The sequence below is a fragment of the Acinetobacter sp. WU_MDCI_Abxc222 genome (genome assembly GCF_025514755.1).
GTDB classification, from domain to species: Bacteria; Pseudomonadota; Gammaproteobacteria; order Pseudomonadales; family Moraxellaceae; genus Acinetobacter; species Acinetobacter geminorum.
In genome coordinates, this window is record NZ_JAHPVG010000009.1 from 65,841 (window position 1) to 80,690 (window position 14,850).

Annotated in this window: 13 protein-coding genes; 8 read left to right on the forward strand and 5 right to left on the reverse strand. The window is 39.8% G+C overall.

Annotation, left to right across the window (positions count from 1 at the left end; all coding sequences use genetic code 11):
- Window positions 1-18: 18 nt before the first annotated feature.
- Window positions 19-1,014, forward strand: a complete 996-nt coding sequence (locus KTJ10_RS13920; RefSeq protein WP_032056703.1) for a DUF2804 domain-containing protein — start codon at window positions 19-21, stop codon at window positions 1,012-1,014.
- A gap of 8 nt (window positions 1,015-1,022) precedes the next feature.
- Here the strand turns inward: KTJ10_RS13920 and KTJ10_RS13925 are convergent, their stop codons facing one another.
- Window positions 1,023-1,898 (reverse strand): metal-dependent hydrolase, encoded by an 876-nt coding sequence (locus KTJ10_RS13925; RefSeq protein WP_032056702.1) that lies wholly within the window; start codon window positions 1,896-1,898, stop codon window positions 1,023-1,025.
- A 121-nt stretch (window positions 1,899-2,019) separates the two neighbouring features.
- Here KTJ10_RS13925 and KTJ10_RS13930 point away from each other — a divergent pair, with 121 nt between their 5' ends.
- The 5 genes from KTJ10_RS13930 to KTJ10_RS13950 all read left to right on the forward strand — a co-directional run bounded on the left by KTJ10_RS13930 (window position 2,020) and on the right by KTJ10_RS13950 (window position 7,353).
- Window positions 2,020-3,069, forward strand: coding sequence for an AraC family transcriptional regulator (locus KTJ10_RS13930; RefSeq protein ID WP_005804700.1), 1,050 nt, complete (start codon window positions 2,020-2,022; stop codon window positions 3,067-3,069).
- Between the two features lie 246 nt (window positions 3,070-3,315).
- Window positions 3,316-4,119 carry a tryptophan synthase subunit alpha gene (gene trpA, locus KTJ10_RS13935; protein WP_002116163.1) on the forward strand — a complete coding sequence of 268 codons (804 nt, stop codon included), beginning with the start codon at window positions 3,316-3,318 and terminating at the stop codon, window positions 4,117-4,119.
- A complete protein-coding gene (accD, locus tag KTJ10_RS13940; RefSeq protein ID WP_086265215.1) occupies window positions 4,116-5,012 on the forward strand; it encodes an acetyl-CoA carboxylase, carboxyltransferase subunit beta in 897 nt (298 codons plus the stop codon). The genes trpA and accD overlap by 4 nt, the downstream gene beginning before the upstream one ends.
- Window positions 5,009-6,295 (forward strand): bifunctional tetrahydrofolate synthase/dihydrofolate synthase, encoded by a 1,287-nt coding sequence (gene folC / locus KTJ10_RS13945; RefSeq protein WP_086265214.1) that lies wholly within the window; start codon window positions 5,009-5,011, stop codon window positions 6,293-6,295. Before accD ends, folC begins: the two co-directional genes overlap by 4 nt.
- Window positions 6,286-7,353, forward strand: a complete 1,068-nt coding sequence (locus KTJ10_RS13950; protein ID WP_262442248.1) for an SPOR domain-containing protein — start codon at window positions 6,286-6,288, stop codon at window positions 7,351-7,353. Before folC ends, KTJ10_RS13950 begins: the two co-directional genes overlap by 10 nt.
- A gap of 19 nt (window positions 7,354-7,372) precedes the next feature.
- On the opposite strand, the gene KTJ10_RS13955 is transcribed toward KTJ10_RS13950, so the two are convergent.
- The 3 genes from KTJ10_RS13955 to KTJ10_RS13965 all read right to left on the reverse strand — a co-directional run bounded on the left by KTJ10_RS13955 (window position 7,373) and on the right by KTJ10_RS13965 (window position 9,669).
- Window positions 7,373-7,951, reverse strand: a complete 579-nt coding sequence (locus tag KTJ10_RS13955; protein ID WP_197738968.1) for a dual specificity protein phosphatase family protein — start codon at window positions 7,949-7,951, stop codon at window positions 7,373-7,375.
- The gene (locus KTJ10_RS13960) at window positions 7,948-8,760 is read right to left on the reverse strand and encodes an MBL fold metallo-hydrolase (RefSeq protein ID WP_199992986.1); all 813 of its coding nucleotides are present in this window, start codon (window positions 8,758-8,760) and stop codon (window positions 7,948-7,950) included. Before KTJ10_RS13960 ends, KTJ10_RS13955 begins: the two co-directional genes overlap by 4 nt.
- A gap of 258 nt (window positions 8,761-9,018) precedes the next feature.
- The gene (locus tag KTJ10_RS13965) at window positions 9,019-9,669 is read right to left on the reverse strand and encodes a peroxiredoxin (protein WP_005050084.1); all 651 of its coding nucleotides are present in this window, start codon (window positions 9,667-9,669) and stop codon (window positions 9,019-9,021) included.
- A 406-nt stretch (window positions 9,670-10,075) separates the two neighbouring features.
- Here KTJ10_RS13965 and secA point away from each other — a divergent pair, with 406 nt between their 5' ends.
- Window positions 10,076-12,796: a preprotein translocase subunit SecA gene (gene secA / locus KTJ10_RS13970; RefSeq protein ID WP_262442249.1), complete on the forward strand. Its 2,721-nt coding sequence runs from the start codon at window positions 10,076-10,078 to the stop codon at window positions 12,794-12,796.
- Between the two features lie 131 nt (window positions 12,797-12,927).
- Window positions 12,928-13,371 carry a hypothetical protein gene (locus tag KTJ10_RS13975; RefSeq protein WP_033850706.1) on the forward strand — a complete coding sequence of 148 codons (444 nt, stop codon included), beginning with the start codon at window positions 12,928-12,930 and terminating at the stop codon, window positions 13,369-13,371.
- A 67-nt stretch (window positions 13,372-13,438) separates the two neighbouring features.
- On the opposite strand, the gene KTJ10_RS13980 is transcribed toward KTJ10_RS13975, so the two are convergent.
- Window positions 13,439-14,749 (reverse strand): MFS transporter, encoded by a 1,311-nt coding sequence (locus KTJ10_RS13980; protein ID WP_016143091.1) that lies wholly within the window; start codon window positions 14,747-14,749, stop codon window positions 13,439-13,441.
- Between the last annotated feature and the right edge of the window lie 101 nt (window positions 14,750-14,850).

Consider the following 14,850-nt stretch of genomic DNA (forward strand, 5'->3'; position numbering starts at 1 on the left):
TCATATGGAAGTGGGTAAATGGATTTAATTCAAGAAAATGGACAGCCTCGCTACGGGCGTTTTGAATCTGTACCGTCAACCATTCACGTACAACATTATATTTATAAAACCCCTTACGGTAAGGTCCTTAAAGGCTGGCGTAAGCAATTAAAATATAAAAAATTTAAATTCTGCGGCATTCAACATAAACACTATAGTATTGGTCTGGCTATTGCAGATATCGGCTGGGTCGGGCATGGCTTTTTCTATATTTATGACCATGAAACAGGGCAGGTTATTGAGTGGAATGCCATTCAGCCTTTGGGGCATAAAACCTACCTTGATGAACAGCCCTTATTTAATCAAAGTTATTTTTCTAAATCTCCTTATCAGTTTGATATCCAGCATGCCAATGGTGTGCGATATATCCGAGTGACCAAATATGGTGAGATTCAACTCAGCGCTCGTATTTTTTGTGCTGGAACCGATATATTAAGTTTGTGTACACCAACTGGCATCAATGGTTGGACTTATACCCAAAAGCAGACCACATTGGCTGTAGAGGGAATGTTTATTAATAAGCAAAACCAAGTCGTACAATTTGATGAAAAGACATTTGCATCCTTAGATGATACCTGCGGTTTTTTGCGACCTGAAACAGCTTGGTTCTGGCTTTCATGTAATTTTTGGGATGAGCAAGGGCGACGTATCGGTTTAAATTTAGCTTCTGGTGTGAATGAAAGCTTTGGTAATGAAAATTGCTTATGGATTAACGGAGTTTTATTTCCACTGACTGATGTTTTATTTGAAAAAGTAAATGATGAACTTTGGCAAATTAGCTCTCTAGATCAAAAACTTAATCTCCAAGTGCATATTGGTTGGTGCCGATACGAAAATATTAATTTAAGAATGATTGGTAGTCAGTTTAACCAGTGGCAAGCTAAAATTAGCGGAACAATTGAGCATGAGGCAACCGATATAATCAATTGCAATGAGCAATACGGTTTACTAGAACAACATTATGCAAAATGGTAACAAGCAGGTTATAAACCTGCTTGCCAAAATGCTTCACCAGCTGCAATAGGATCATTGGTCTTTTCAAGTGTTTCAATCCAAACAGGATATTGACGAATGACCGGATGCTGACTTGGATGGAAATCTTTTTTAAACCAATCTAAATATTGGCTTTTCATAGCGGTTAATGTGCCATTTTTGCCAAAGAACCATGGTAAGCCTTTAAGGCTCATTAATAGTCTTTCTCTGGAACTAAAGCCATCACATTTCAACATGATATTCGTGCGGTAAAGTGTAAAGCCAAACATCAGTACTGTCGTAAGAACTAATACAAAACGACGAGTCGACTCAGGAACTTCACCTACTTGTTTCATGACATCAAAAGCAACATCGCGGTGCTCCATCTCTTCAATGGCATGCCACGCGAATAGCGCTCGAACATAGGGGTGAGCATTTTCCAAAGTTTTTTTATTGCTATAAAAAGTTTCCGCCATTAACGCTGTTAAATGTTCAGCTGCTGCCGTCATTGCAATATTGTATTGCGGTGAACGTTTGGTGAGTTCAAAACGAAAAATTCTTTTTAGTGTAGCTGTGAACTGGTCAACAGGCATGCCTTGCTCTTTCATGAGCTGATTCATTTTGTCATGAGCAATACCGTGTTGAGCTTCTTGTTTAATAAAGTCCGCAACCCGTTTTTGTAGTTCGGGATCATCAATTTTGTCTCGGAACATGCGGACACATTCAATAAAATAACGCTCTCCATCTGGAAAGGTTAAGCTGAGCGCATCAAACATACGAGTCAAAAAAGGATCATTATTAAACCAAAAGCGAGGTGCTTCGTTTAAATGAAAATCCAGATCTTTACGAACTACTGGCTCAACCTGATAAGAAACATGTGCGTTCATATTTTTATTTCTCGCATCTAACATGTTCATTAGTATGTCGCCAATAGTCGGCTTTGTTTTGACAGTTATTGCCAATTTTTATACAGTTTGCGACAAGATGGCATTAAAAAAAGGATGAGCCATGCAGGATTTTACGATTTCAAATGGTTATTTTTATCTGTGGAATACTTATCTAAAAGAAAAAGGAATCGATTGGCAGGCATTAAACCTTACAGATGTTCAGGCCCGTCAAGTTCAAAATATTTTAGCTTCATCTATTGATGCTCAATCTTCTTTAAACTTTTTTCTTGAACTTTTAGAGCTGACAGAGTCTCGTCTACAAGTTTCTAATTTAGCCCTAGAAATGGCAACTTGTATTACACCTGCCAATTTTGGTGTACTGGGATACATGGCTTCTCGAAGTGGCAGCTTTGCAGAGGTTCTTGAATATGTCATGAAATTTCATCGTCTCGTGATTGACGGTGAGCAAGTCGTACCTATGCAAGTTGAGCAAGATGCTTCTAACATTCGTTTGTATTGGCCGTTAGTTGATGCCAGTAATATCATACTTTGTGAGCTGACTTTAGCTGCTATGGTGCAGCTTGCTAAACAAATTGCTCCTTTTCATGATTTTCTCTTGCAACATGTTGAGTTCGTGCACCGTTCACGTGGTCCATTAGTTCACTATCAGCGTTTCTTTCAATGTAAATTATCATTTGAGCAACCTTACTATGCATTAACTTTTGCAAGTGAGGGATTGAATGTTCGCCCTCGACATGCAGACCCTAGCTTAATGCAACTTTTAGTGAAACAAGCAGAAGAGGCATTGGCTCAGCGGAAAATACATACAGATTTAGCTCAGCAAATACATTGGATTGTTCATGAATATTTCAAACACAAGCAACAAGCCCCGAAAATAGAGGATATTGCCATCGAGTTGAATATTTCAGTACGAAGCTTGCAGCGTCAATTACAGTCATTAAATACTTCATTTAAATTAATTTTAGATACTGAACGCATGAAACGCTGTGAAATATTACTTCACCAGAATGAAAGCCTCACCACAATTGCTGAACAGTTGGGATATTCGGATCAGTCGGCACTTGCACGGGCTCATAAAAATTTGACAGGACAAACTTTACTTACGCGCAAAAGGGAGTTACAACTCGCCAATAAAAATATTGAGAAATAAGCTTTATGTGGTTAATTTTTGGTCAGTCGACGATCTAATAATGGCTCGAAAATAGGAAGCTTTGATCATTGAGAAAAGTTTCAAAATATTGATAAATGTACACCATGGGTTGTATGAATCATACAATCGAATATCGCCATAACGTTAGACCTGTTCAATGGACAAAAAATAGCGTTAAAATGCGATGTTCTTGTATTTCTACAAACAACTCCTCAATTTTAAATAATTCAAGGAAAGCACAACCCTATGTCACGTCTTGCCACCCGTTTTGAAAAGCTTAAGTCCCAACAACGTAAAGCGCTTGTATCTTATGTTATGGCGGGTGATCCACAGCCACAAGTAACGGTTCCGTTACTGCATAAAATGGTTGCGGCAGGAGTAGATGTCATTGAGCTTGGCTTACCATTTTCAGATCCAATGGCTGATGGTCCGGTAATTGCGCTTGCAGCTGAACGTGCGCTTGCAGCAGGGACTAACACGTTGGATGCACTCAACATGGTAAAAGAGTTCCGTGAGCAGGATCAGGAAACACCTGTTGTTTTAATGGGTTATCTGAATCCGGTTGAAGTGATTGGTTACGAGAAGTTTGTTTCTCATGCGAAACAATGTGGTGTAGATGGCTTATTACTTGTGGATTTACCACCAGAAGAGTCAAAAGAGTTTGGTGCTGTGTTGAAACAACATGATATGGACCAAATTTTCTTACTTGCGCCAACCTCTACAGATCAACGCATTCAACATGTGACAAATCAGGCAAGTGGTTTTATTTACTACGTTTCACTTAAGGGTGTAACTGGAGCAGCAACACTTGATACGGCAGAAGCTGCTGCGCGTATTCAAAAAATCAAAAATGCCACTAATATTCCAGTGGGTGTTGGTTTTGGTATTAGTGATGCCGCCTCAGCAAAAGCAATGGGTAACGTTGCTGATGCCGTGATTGTAGGTAGTGCTTTCGTTAAAAATTTTGCAACGTTGGCAGCGGATGACGCTGTTGAACAGACGGTGAGTAAAGTCAAGGAGCTTCGAGCAGCGCTCGATGAGTTAGTATGAATCAAGAAGTGAAACCAGGGAAAGTTCTTAGCCCTTCGACACCATGGACAAAACGTCCGGTTCCAGGTATTGAAGTCGCAGATGAGCAACAAATTCTCAAAGCAACATTTACTGAGCCAACGATTGAATGTCCTGAATGTCATGCACTAGTGACACGTACAGCAATTTCTTTCAATGCATATGTTTGTCCGCAATGTGATGAACACTTACGAATGAAAGCTCGTGACCGCTTGAACTGGTTCTTCGATAATGTTGTAACTGAATTGGGTCAAGAATTTACTGCTAAAGATCCATTAAAGTTTGTTGACTCTAAACCGTATCCAGATCGTATGCGTGAAGCGCAAAGCAAAACTGGTGAAACGGAAGCATTAATTGCCATGCAAGGTAACTTAAATGGCGTGGATATGATTGCATGTGCTTTTGAGTTCGACTTTATGGGCGGCTCAATGGGTACAGTTGTAGGTGACCGTTTTGTACAGGCTGCCGAGCTTGCAATTGAAAAACGTCAGCCATTAATCTGTTTTGCAGCTTCTGGTGGCGCACGTATGCAAGAAGGTATGTTATCGCTTATGCAAATGGCCCGTACTTCTGCTGCGATTCAAAAATTAAAAGATGCTGGCTTACCATATATCGTTGTGTTAACACATCCTGTGTATGGTGGTGTAACAGCTTCTTTAGCAATGTTGGGCGATATCCATATTGCTGAACCTAAAGCGATGATTGGCTTTGCTGGTAAACGTGTAATTGAGCAGACTGTACGTGAAACTCTTGAAGAGCCGTTCCAACGTGCTGAATATTTGCTTGATCATGGTGTAATCGATCAGATTGTTCATCGCCACGCTTTACGTGATACTGTATCTCGACTTGTATCGAAATTGATGAACTTACCTTGAACCAACAAGCTCCACTTTCAATAGACTCTTTAGATACATGGCTCAATTATTGGAGCCATGTTCACGTTACAGGGATAGATCTTGGTCTGGAACGTGTAATTCCTGTTGCAGAAAAGCTGGGTGTAACTCAGCCTAATGCTAAAGTTTTTACAGTAGCCGGAACGAATGGTAAAGGCTCAACCACAACCACACTGGCTGCGATATTAAACGCACAGGGTTATAAAGTTGGGTTGTATCAGTCACCGCATATCTATCGCTTTAATGAGCGAGTCAAATTAGGTGGAGTCGAAGTCGATGATCAAAGTCTGATTGATGCTTTTGTTCAAGTCGATCAGGCTCGTCGCGATTGTGATTTAAGCTTATCTTTTTTTGAAGCAACCACTTTGGCGGCTTTTGTTATTTTTAAACAACAACAATGTGATGTATGGGTGCTCGAAGTCGGTTTGGGCGGGCGTTTAGATGTCGTCAATGTGATTGATCCCAACGTTGCAGTGATTACTAATATCGGCCTAGATCACACAGATTGGCTAGGCGATACCATCGAAAAAATTGCTTTTGAAAAAGCAGGCATTATTCGCCCACATATTCCGGTTATCTTTGCGGGTGAGCAACAATTACCGCAAGCAATTCAAGATAAAGCACAAAGTTCACAAGCAGAGTTATATACTGTTAATCGTGATTATTTCTATAAGCTCGCAGAAGATGGACAAAACTGGTACTTTGCTTCGGAAGGAACCACTTTAAAACTTCCTTTAGGTACATTAGCGATTGAGAATATTGCAGGGGCGGTTGCTGCCATTTTAAATAGCGGACTTGAAATTTCTCAGTCAGCATTAGAAAAAGGTATTCAATCTGCTCGCTTAGCTGGACGTTTTGAACAACGTCAAGTGGATGGGAAGACAGTTATTTTTGATGCTGGGCACAATCCACATGGTGTTGAATTTTTGTTAAAGCAATTGCGAAATTTCTTAGAATACAATAAACAGTACACAGAAGTTGTCGCAGTATTTTCAATGCTGGCAGATAAAGATATAAAATCAGTAGTCGATTTATTGAAACCTACTGTTTTACATTGGAAAATTGCTGAATTGAATGTGCCGCGTGCTGCACCGATTCAGCAACTCAATGATGCCTTGCAAGGCCAGACAGTACAACAATATGGCAATATCAAAGAGGCTTTTAAATCAGCGCTTGAGCAAACAAATAACAATCAGCTGATTTTGGCCTGTGGTTCGTTTCATACTTTAGAAGCGATTTGGGAGTATTTGGAAGAATGTCAATGAATAACAAACAACGCTGGATGGGTGGCGTTGTTTTACTAGGAGGTGGTGTTTTATTGGCAGCATTACTCCTAAAAGGAAATGAGGAAATAAAACAGGTTGAAGTTCAACCCTCCGCATCCACATCGCCAAAAACTCAAACTAAACCAAAACAGACAACTGAAGGGCAAATGGTACAACTACAACCTCTTGCGGTTGATGTTGAAACTGAAAAACGGTTGCTAGAAGAACAGCGTCGTGCGCGTGAAAAAGCCGTTGCTGAACAAGAAGCACGTGCAGCTGAGTTCTTAGCAATGCAGCAGCAAGCTGAAGCTGACGCTGCTCGTAAAGCTGCAGCAGAGTACGCTGCGATTAATGCGCGCCGTACAGCGGCTCAAGAAAGTTCAGATAATATTCCACCGGAGTTAGTGGGTGAGGCGAAAGCTAAAAACCAGCAAACCAATACGGTGAATAAAACAACTGATACTTCAAAAATAGATGCAGACAAGAAAGCTGCTGAAGCAAAACGCCAAGCAGAAGCAGACAAGAAAGCGGCTGATGCTAAGCGTCAAGCTGAAGCAGACAAAAAAGCAACTGAAGCAAAACGTCAAGCGGAAGCAGACAAGAAAGCAGCTGAAGCTAAACGACAAGCAGAAGCAGATAAAAAGGCTGCAGAAGCGAAACGCCAAGCAGAAGCAGACAAGAAAGCAGCTGAAGCCAAACGACAAGCAGAAGCTGATAAAAAAGCCTCTGATGCTAAGCGAAAAGCAGAAGCTGAGAAAAAAGCAGAAGCTGAAAAAGCGCGTGAACTGCTTGAAAATGGCGATAAAAAGTGGATGGTTCAAGTCGCTTTGGCTGCTAACCAAGCCAATGCAGATGCAGTTGTTTCTAAATTACGAGCTAAAGGATATAAGGTCACTACAAGCCCAACCAGTAAGGGTATTCGTATTATGGTTGGACCTGCGAAAGACCGTGATACAGCAGATGCTGCTCGTAAAAAAATCACTTCTGATTCAAGTCTAAATATGAAATCAGCGTGGGTAATTGACTGGGTGCCGTTAGATCAACGTAAGTCAGATTAAAACTCCACTTTAGATGTCATTAAGATGGATTCGACAGTTGTTGTTGAATCCATTTTACATTTTCAGGTGTGAATAAACGGTCAATATTCTTCCAAATAATATGATAACCATAACCACCTTGTTTCATTTCCTTAACCGCATCATCAATTGCCCAATTTTCAAAAATAATGCGATACATGGCAACGCTAGCACCTGTACGGTCTGAACCATGGTAACAGTGCAATAAAACGCGTTGATCATTCTGCTTGGCAATTTTGATTTGTTGCATGACTTCTAAGAGATCTTGTCGGTCAATTGCCCAAGTGTTGATAGGAATATGCACAAGATTAAAATTTTCATTTTTAAAAACTAAAGTATCTGCGTCTTTGGCTCTTAAATTAATGATCGTTCCAATTTGATGATTCTTTAATTCAGAAATCATTGCAGCATCAGGCTGTTCACTGCGATAAACATCATTACTAATTTGATAAAAGTTATGAGTCTGAGAAACTAAGCTTCCCCAATCTTGTGGTCGATGCTCATGGGCGATACTTTCGTGCTGCATACACCCTTGTAAACTTATACAGATGACAAGTGTAAGGAGCGATAATTTTTTCATGTTTGATACCGTTTCAGCTCATGAGGGTCGTGAGCACAAATTATTTCAATCGTTGGTTCATGTTGAGCTAAATGCTGTAAACGCTTGAGATTAAAAAGACGCTTTTCATTATCTTCTGCAAATGTTTTTTCCAACAGACCGAGTGATCTTAATTTATTTTTAGGGTTTAACTCTAGGTGTGAGTAGTAGGCATCTCCACAAAATAATAACCATTGATTTTGTTGCTTTATTGCAATACCGCAATGTCCAGCTGAATGCCCCAACAGTGGTACCATTAAAATTTCATCTTGAAACAGTGGAAATCCTTTTACTTTTTCGAGGTTAAACCATGCTTCACCTTTTTGATATTCAATAAAGTTCCAGTAGCGATGATCTTTATATTGATTGGTTCTATAACGAAGTTTGCCCTTAAAATTTGGAAGTTGGGCTGCGTTATATTCTGCAGCTAAAACATGCACAGTGGCATGTGGAAAATCTGAAATTCCACCAGCATGATCAAAATCAAGATGAGTGATAAAGATGTGTTGTACATCTTTCGCATTAAATCCTAGCTTTTGAATTTGTTGGATCGCACTAAACTCAAGGTTAGGCTCAATTTTGCCTAAACGTTTAACTAATGAGCCTAGGCGTTGCTTCATATGTAAGTAATCTTGCAAGCCAAAGCCTGTATCGATAAGCACTAAGCCTCGATCAGTTTCAACTAAAAGACAATGACAGATGACTTCAGCTCGGAAGCCTTTTTGTCCAAATAAAGGGGCGCAAACTGGGCACATGCTGCCACACTTTAAATGATGAATTTTATAGATCATGATTTTTATTTTTTACCGAATCGCTTCGAGTTATAACTGATCTGAGCAATAAAAACTATGCTTATTCAATACATAAATAAAAAAGCCATCACTCTGGATGACTTTGTCGGGTGTGATATTTAATCTAAGTGTGCCTACGCGCTTCGCTTGTCTTGTAGCCAACTTTTCGAATGCTTGCCTACGCACTTCGCTTGTCTTGCAGGGAATCTTTTAGATGCTTGTCTACGCACTTCGTTTGTCTTGCAAGCAATAAAACCTTTAGTCGGTTTTATTGCTTTCAGGCTGTGGCGTGAGGCGTAAATAAGGTTTAACAGCCGTATAACCTTTAGGGAAACGCTGTTTAATTTCTTCTTCATCTTTAAGTGATGGCACAATAACGACATCTTCACCTTGCTGCCAGTTCGCAGGTGTAGCCACTTTATGCTTATCTGTTAATTGTAATGAATCCACAACACGTAAGACTTCATTAAAATTTCGGCCCGTCGAAGCAGGATAGGTAATGATTAAGCGAACTTTTTTGTTAGGATCAATAATCACTAATGAGCGCACTGTTAGAGTTTCACTGGCATTAGGGTGAATGAAGCCATAGAGCTCAGATACTTTACGATCTTTATCTGCAATGATTGGAAAATTTACCGTTGTATTTTGTGTTTCATTAATGTCATTAATCCAGCCTTTATGAGACTCTACATCGTCTACTGACAAAGCAATCGCTTTAACATTACGCTTCGTAAATTCATCTTTTAATTTTGCTGTATAACCTAACTCAGTTGTACATACGGGAGTATAGTCGGCTGGATGTGAAAATAAGATTCCCCAACTATCCCCTAAAAAATCATAAAAATTAATCGTGCCTTCACTCGATTCTTGTTGAAAATCGGGAGCAGTATCTCCTAATCGTAGTGTCATGATCTTTCCTCAATTGCTCATAATTTGTTATTCGATTGAATGAATATGCAGCATTTACTTTATGATTAAAATTATTGTTTTTGTATTTTATTATGAACTTTTTATATAAGTGTAAATATATATGACTAAAACTCATTATTTTAAGTGCTTAATCAATGTAACTTTAAGGTAAATTTGCTAAATTAGATTTCTCGGAAGTTATGCTTAATCGATGAGCGTTAATGGTGTGTTTTTGGTGCTCGGCACATTAAGGGGAGATTAGATGAATGAAAAACCATTCGTCTAACTATCAGATTTTTTTTAGGGGTTTTGTGCAAACCCCTTGTACTTCAAATTTCTGGCACCATAATAAACGACTGAGAAAAAGTTTATTCATTTGACCAAGCAAGATTTAGAGAGTTTATCCATGTTGGCAAGTCTGATCGGAGGTATCTTCGGTACAAAAAATGAGCGTGAACTCAAACGCATGCGCAAAATTGTTGAGCAAATCAATGCGCTCGAGCCGACGATATCAGCTTTAAGCGATGCAGACTTATCTGCAAAAACTCCAGAATTCAAACAACGTTATAATAATGGCGAAAGTTTAGATAAATTACTTCCAGAAGCGTTTGCAGTTTGTCGTGAAGCTGCTAAACGTGTAATGGGTATGCGTCATTATGACGTTCAGTTAATTGGCGGTATTACCTTACATGAAGGTAAGATCGCCGAGATGCGTACTGGTGAAGGTAAAACCCTTATGGGTACTCTGGCGTGTTATTTAAACGCTTTGAGTGGTCAGGGTGTACATGTCATTACTGTGAACGATTATTTGGCACAGCGTGATGCCGAATTGAACCGCCCATTATTTGAGTTTTTGGGTCTATCAATTGGTACGATTTATTCAATGCAAGGTCCGTCAGAAAAAGCGGAAGCTTATCTTGCAGATATTACTTACGGTACCAATAACGAATTCGGTTTTGACTACTTACGTGACAACATGGTGTTTTCTTTAGCAGAAAAGAAACAACGTGGTTTGCACTATGCCATTATCGATGAAGTTGACTCCATCTTAATTGATGAGGCACGTACACCATTAATTATTTCTGGTCAAAGTGAAGACTCTTCACACCTCTACAGTGCAATCAATACGATTCCACCTAAATTGCATCCGCAAAAAGAAGAAAAAGTAGCAGATGGCGGTCACTTCTGGATTGATGAAAAGCAGCGTTCAGTTGAAATGACCGAAGTTGGTTATGAAACTGTTGAACAAGAACTTATTCAAATGGGCTTGTTGGCCGAAGGCGAAAGCTTATATTCAGCAACAAACCTAAACCTTGTTCACCATGTATCTGCTGCCATTCGTGCGCATTTCCTATTCCAACGTGATGTTCACTACATCATTCATGATGGTGAAGTGGTTATTGTCGATGAACATACGGGTCGTACGATGCCGGGTCGTCGTTGGTCAGAAGGTTTGCATCAAGCTGTTGAAGCAAAAGAAGGCTTAGAAATTCAGCCTGAAAACCAAACTTTAGCGACAACAACATTCCAGAACTATTTCCGTCTCTATAAAAAGCTTTCAGGTATGACAGGTACTGCTGATACTGAAGCTGCGGAAATGAAAGAAATTTACGGTCTTGATGTTGTGATTATTCCAACTCACCGTCCAATGATTCGTAACGACCAAAACGATTTAATTTATTTAAACCGTAACGGCAAATATAACGCGATTATTCAAGAAATTATGAATATTCGTCAGCAGGGTGTTGCTCCTATTCTGATTGGTACAGCAACCATTGAAGCCAGCGAAATTTTATCTTCTAAGTTAATGCAAGCTGGTATTCATCATGAAGTTTTGAACGCAAAACAACATGAGCGTGAAGCTGACATTATTGCTCAAGCGGGTAGCCCGAATGCAGTAACGATTGCAACTAACATGGCTGGTCGTGGTACGGATATTATCTTGGGTGGTAACTGGAAAGCTAAGCTTGCCAAACTTGAAAACCCAACTGCAGAAGATGAAGCACGTCTAAAAGCACAATGGGAACAAGACCACGAAGATGTATTGCAAGCAGGTGGTTTGCATATTATTGGTTCTGAACGCCATGAATCACGTCGTATTGACAACCAGTTACGTGGTCGTGCCGGTCGTCAGGGTGACCCTGGTGTTTCTCGTTTCTATTTATCTCTTGAAGATGATCTGATGCGTATTTTCGCAGGCGACCGTGTCGTTGGTATGATGCGCGCGATGGGTTTGAAAGAAGACGAAGCGATTGAACATAAAATGGTGAGCCGTTCGATTGAGAATGCTCAGCGTAAAGTTGAAGCACGTAACTTTGATATTCGTAAAAACTTATTGAAATACGATGATGTGAATAATGAACAGCGTAAGATCATTTACTCACAACGTGATGAAGTATTAGCTGAAAACACCTTAAAAGAATACGTTGAAGAAATGCATCGTGAAGTGATGCAAGGCATGATTGCCAACTTTATTCCACCAGAGTCAATTCATGACCAGTGGGATGTGGAAGGTTTAGAAAATGCTTTACGTATTGATTTAGGTATTGAGCTGCCAGTTCAGGAATGGTTAGACCAAGATCGTCGTTTAGATGAAGAAGGTTTGGTTGAGCGTATTAGTGATGAAGTAATTGAACGTTATCGTCAGCGCCGCGCTCAAATGGGTGATGAATCAGCAGCAATGCTTGAGCGCCATTTCGTTTTAAACTCTCTTGATCGCCATTGGAAAGATCACTTGGCTGCAATGGATTATTTGCGCCAAGGTATTCACTTACGTGGCTATGCGCAAAAGAACCCTGAACAGGAATATAAGAAAGAAGCTTTCAACCTGTTCGTAAACATGTTGGGTATTATTAAAACTGATGTTGTGACTGATTTGTCTCGTGTACATATCCCAACACCAGAAGAACTTGCAGAAATGGAAGCTCAACAGCAGCAGCAAGCTGAATCAATGAAGCTTTCTTTTGAACATGATGATGTAGATGGTTTAACTGGTGAAGTTACACTTTCTCAAGAAACCATGAACGAGTCTGCTGAACAGCAAGCTTTCCCTGTTCCAGAAAGCCGTAATGCACCATGCCCATGTGGTTCGGGACTAAAATATAAGCAATGTCACGGTAAGATCTAATCTGCCTTCACAAAAAAAGCAGAACAATTGTTCTGCTTTTTTTATGTTTGTAGTAAGCCTGTGAATAATGTTTGCAGTTTTAAGCATTAAATGCTATTTACTTCTCATCCAGAGTGTATGTTGGAAAGACAATGAAAAAAGTATTACAACCTTTATTTTTAACTGTTCTTGCTGTACCAAGTTTTGTTTTTGCAGCAGAAGCAGCTTCAGCCCCTCAAACGACAACGGTTGACAAAGTACTTGCAGCAAAAGGCCCAACTTCGGCTCAAGCTGTAGTGAAGCAAGAAAATACTACAGTGATTAGTCCACGTACAGGTATTCGCTATACGTTGGGTAACACAGGTAATCGCCCAATTATTTTACAAACTACTGCGATTGCTCCAGCAAACTCAGCAAATATTAATCGTATTGTGGCAAGTAACCCAGCTCTCTCTGCAAAAAGCCAAGAAAAAGCAAAAGTTGCTTTAATCGGTGAAGCAGCTGTAGCAGGACCAGCGGCAGTTGCAGCAAGCAATGTGACAACGTCAGCTGCAACAAATAGTGTTGCTCCAGCAAATCCTGCATCAATGAATTAATTCATTTACGTATAAAAAAAGCCAGTTCAAATTGAACTGGCTTTTTTATGGGGGTGTCTTTAAAACTTTAAATCTGATTATTTACATCATCATTTTTTGTTTCACGAATGAGTAAGAATGCGATAAGTGATAAAAGTGATGCAGCAGTAAGATAATAACCAACCGCATATAAACCATAAGTTTCAGCAAGTTTAGTCGCAATGAGTGGGGCAAAAGATGCACCAAAAATACCAGCCAAGTTAAAAGTTAATGCTGAACCTGTATATCGAACTGAAGTTGGGAAAAGTTCAGAAAGAACTGTACCAATTGGACCATATGTTAAGCCCATAATTGCTAAGCCAGTACATAAGAAAAGGAATACGATTAAGGTATTTCCAGACTCTAACATACTAGAGAAAAACAAGCCGAAAATCGCAGCAGCAATACAAACGCCAATAGAAGTTGTTTTACGACCAAATTTTTCTGCAAAAATAGCCGATAAAGGAATGAATGCGGCGAAGCAAAGGGTGGCAAAGAGTTGAAGTTCTAAGAATTCACCACGCGCATAACCCAGTTTAGTGGTTCCCCAGTTTAAGGCAAATACGGTAGTAAGATAGAACACAACAAAGGTACAGATTGCTGCAACTGTACCAAGAATAAGCTTACCGGTATGTTTGGTTAAAACTTCTTTAAATGGAATATTAACTTCTTTTTGCTTATCTAAGACTTTCTGGAAAGCTGGAGTTTCATGAAGTTTTAAACGGATATATAAGCCAACAATAACCAATACAGCACTAGCAATAAATGGAATACGCCAACCCCATTGCATGAATGCTTGCTCAGGAATAACTGCGCTTAATAATAAGAATGAACCTGTTGCCAGAATAAAGCCAATTGGAGCACCTAGCTGCGGAAACATGCCGTACCATGCTCTTTTTCCTTCTGGGGCATTTTCAGTCGCTAATAATACTGCACCGCTCCATTCACCGCCTAGGCCTAAGCCTTGTCCTAAACGACAAACAGCTAATAGTAATGGTGCGACAATCCCGATTTGGGCATAGGTTGGAAGCAAACCAATACATACAGTTGAAATACCCATAGTCAGTAAAGCTGCAACTAAAGTTGCTTTTCGCCCAATACGATCTCCTAGATGGCCAAATAATGCGGCACCGATAGGACGAGCAATAAAGGCAATTGCAAAGGTTGCCAGAGATTGTAAGACTGCGGCACTGCCACTACTAGCAGGGAAAAATAGATGAGGAAAGATAATCACGGCGGCTGTTGCATAGATATAAAAGTCGAAGAACTCAATAGTTGTACCGACTAAGCTTGCAAACAAAACTCGTGTTTTTGAATTAGTGGCTACTACAGGAGCAGCAGTCGCAGAAGTTGACTCCATATAAGTCCTTATATCCGTTAAAATTTATTTTTAATAGCTACTCTTTTTAAAGACGTATTTTTCTCAAAGAATAGCGTGAAAGAACATCATCCATGACTCTT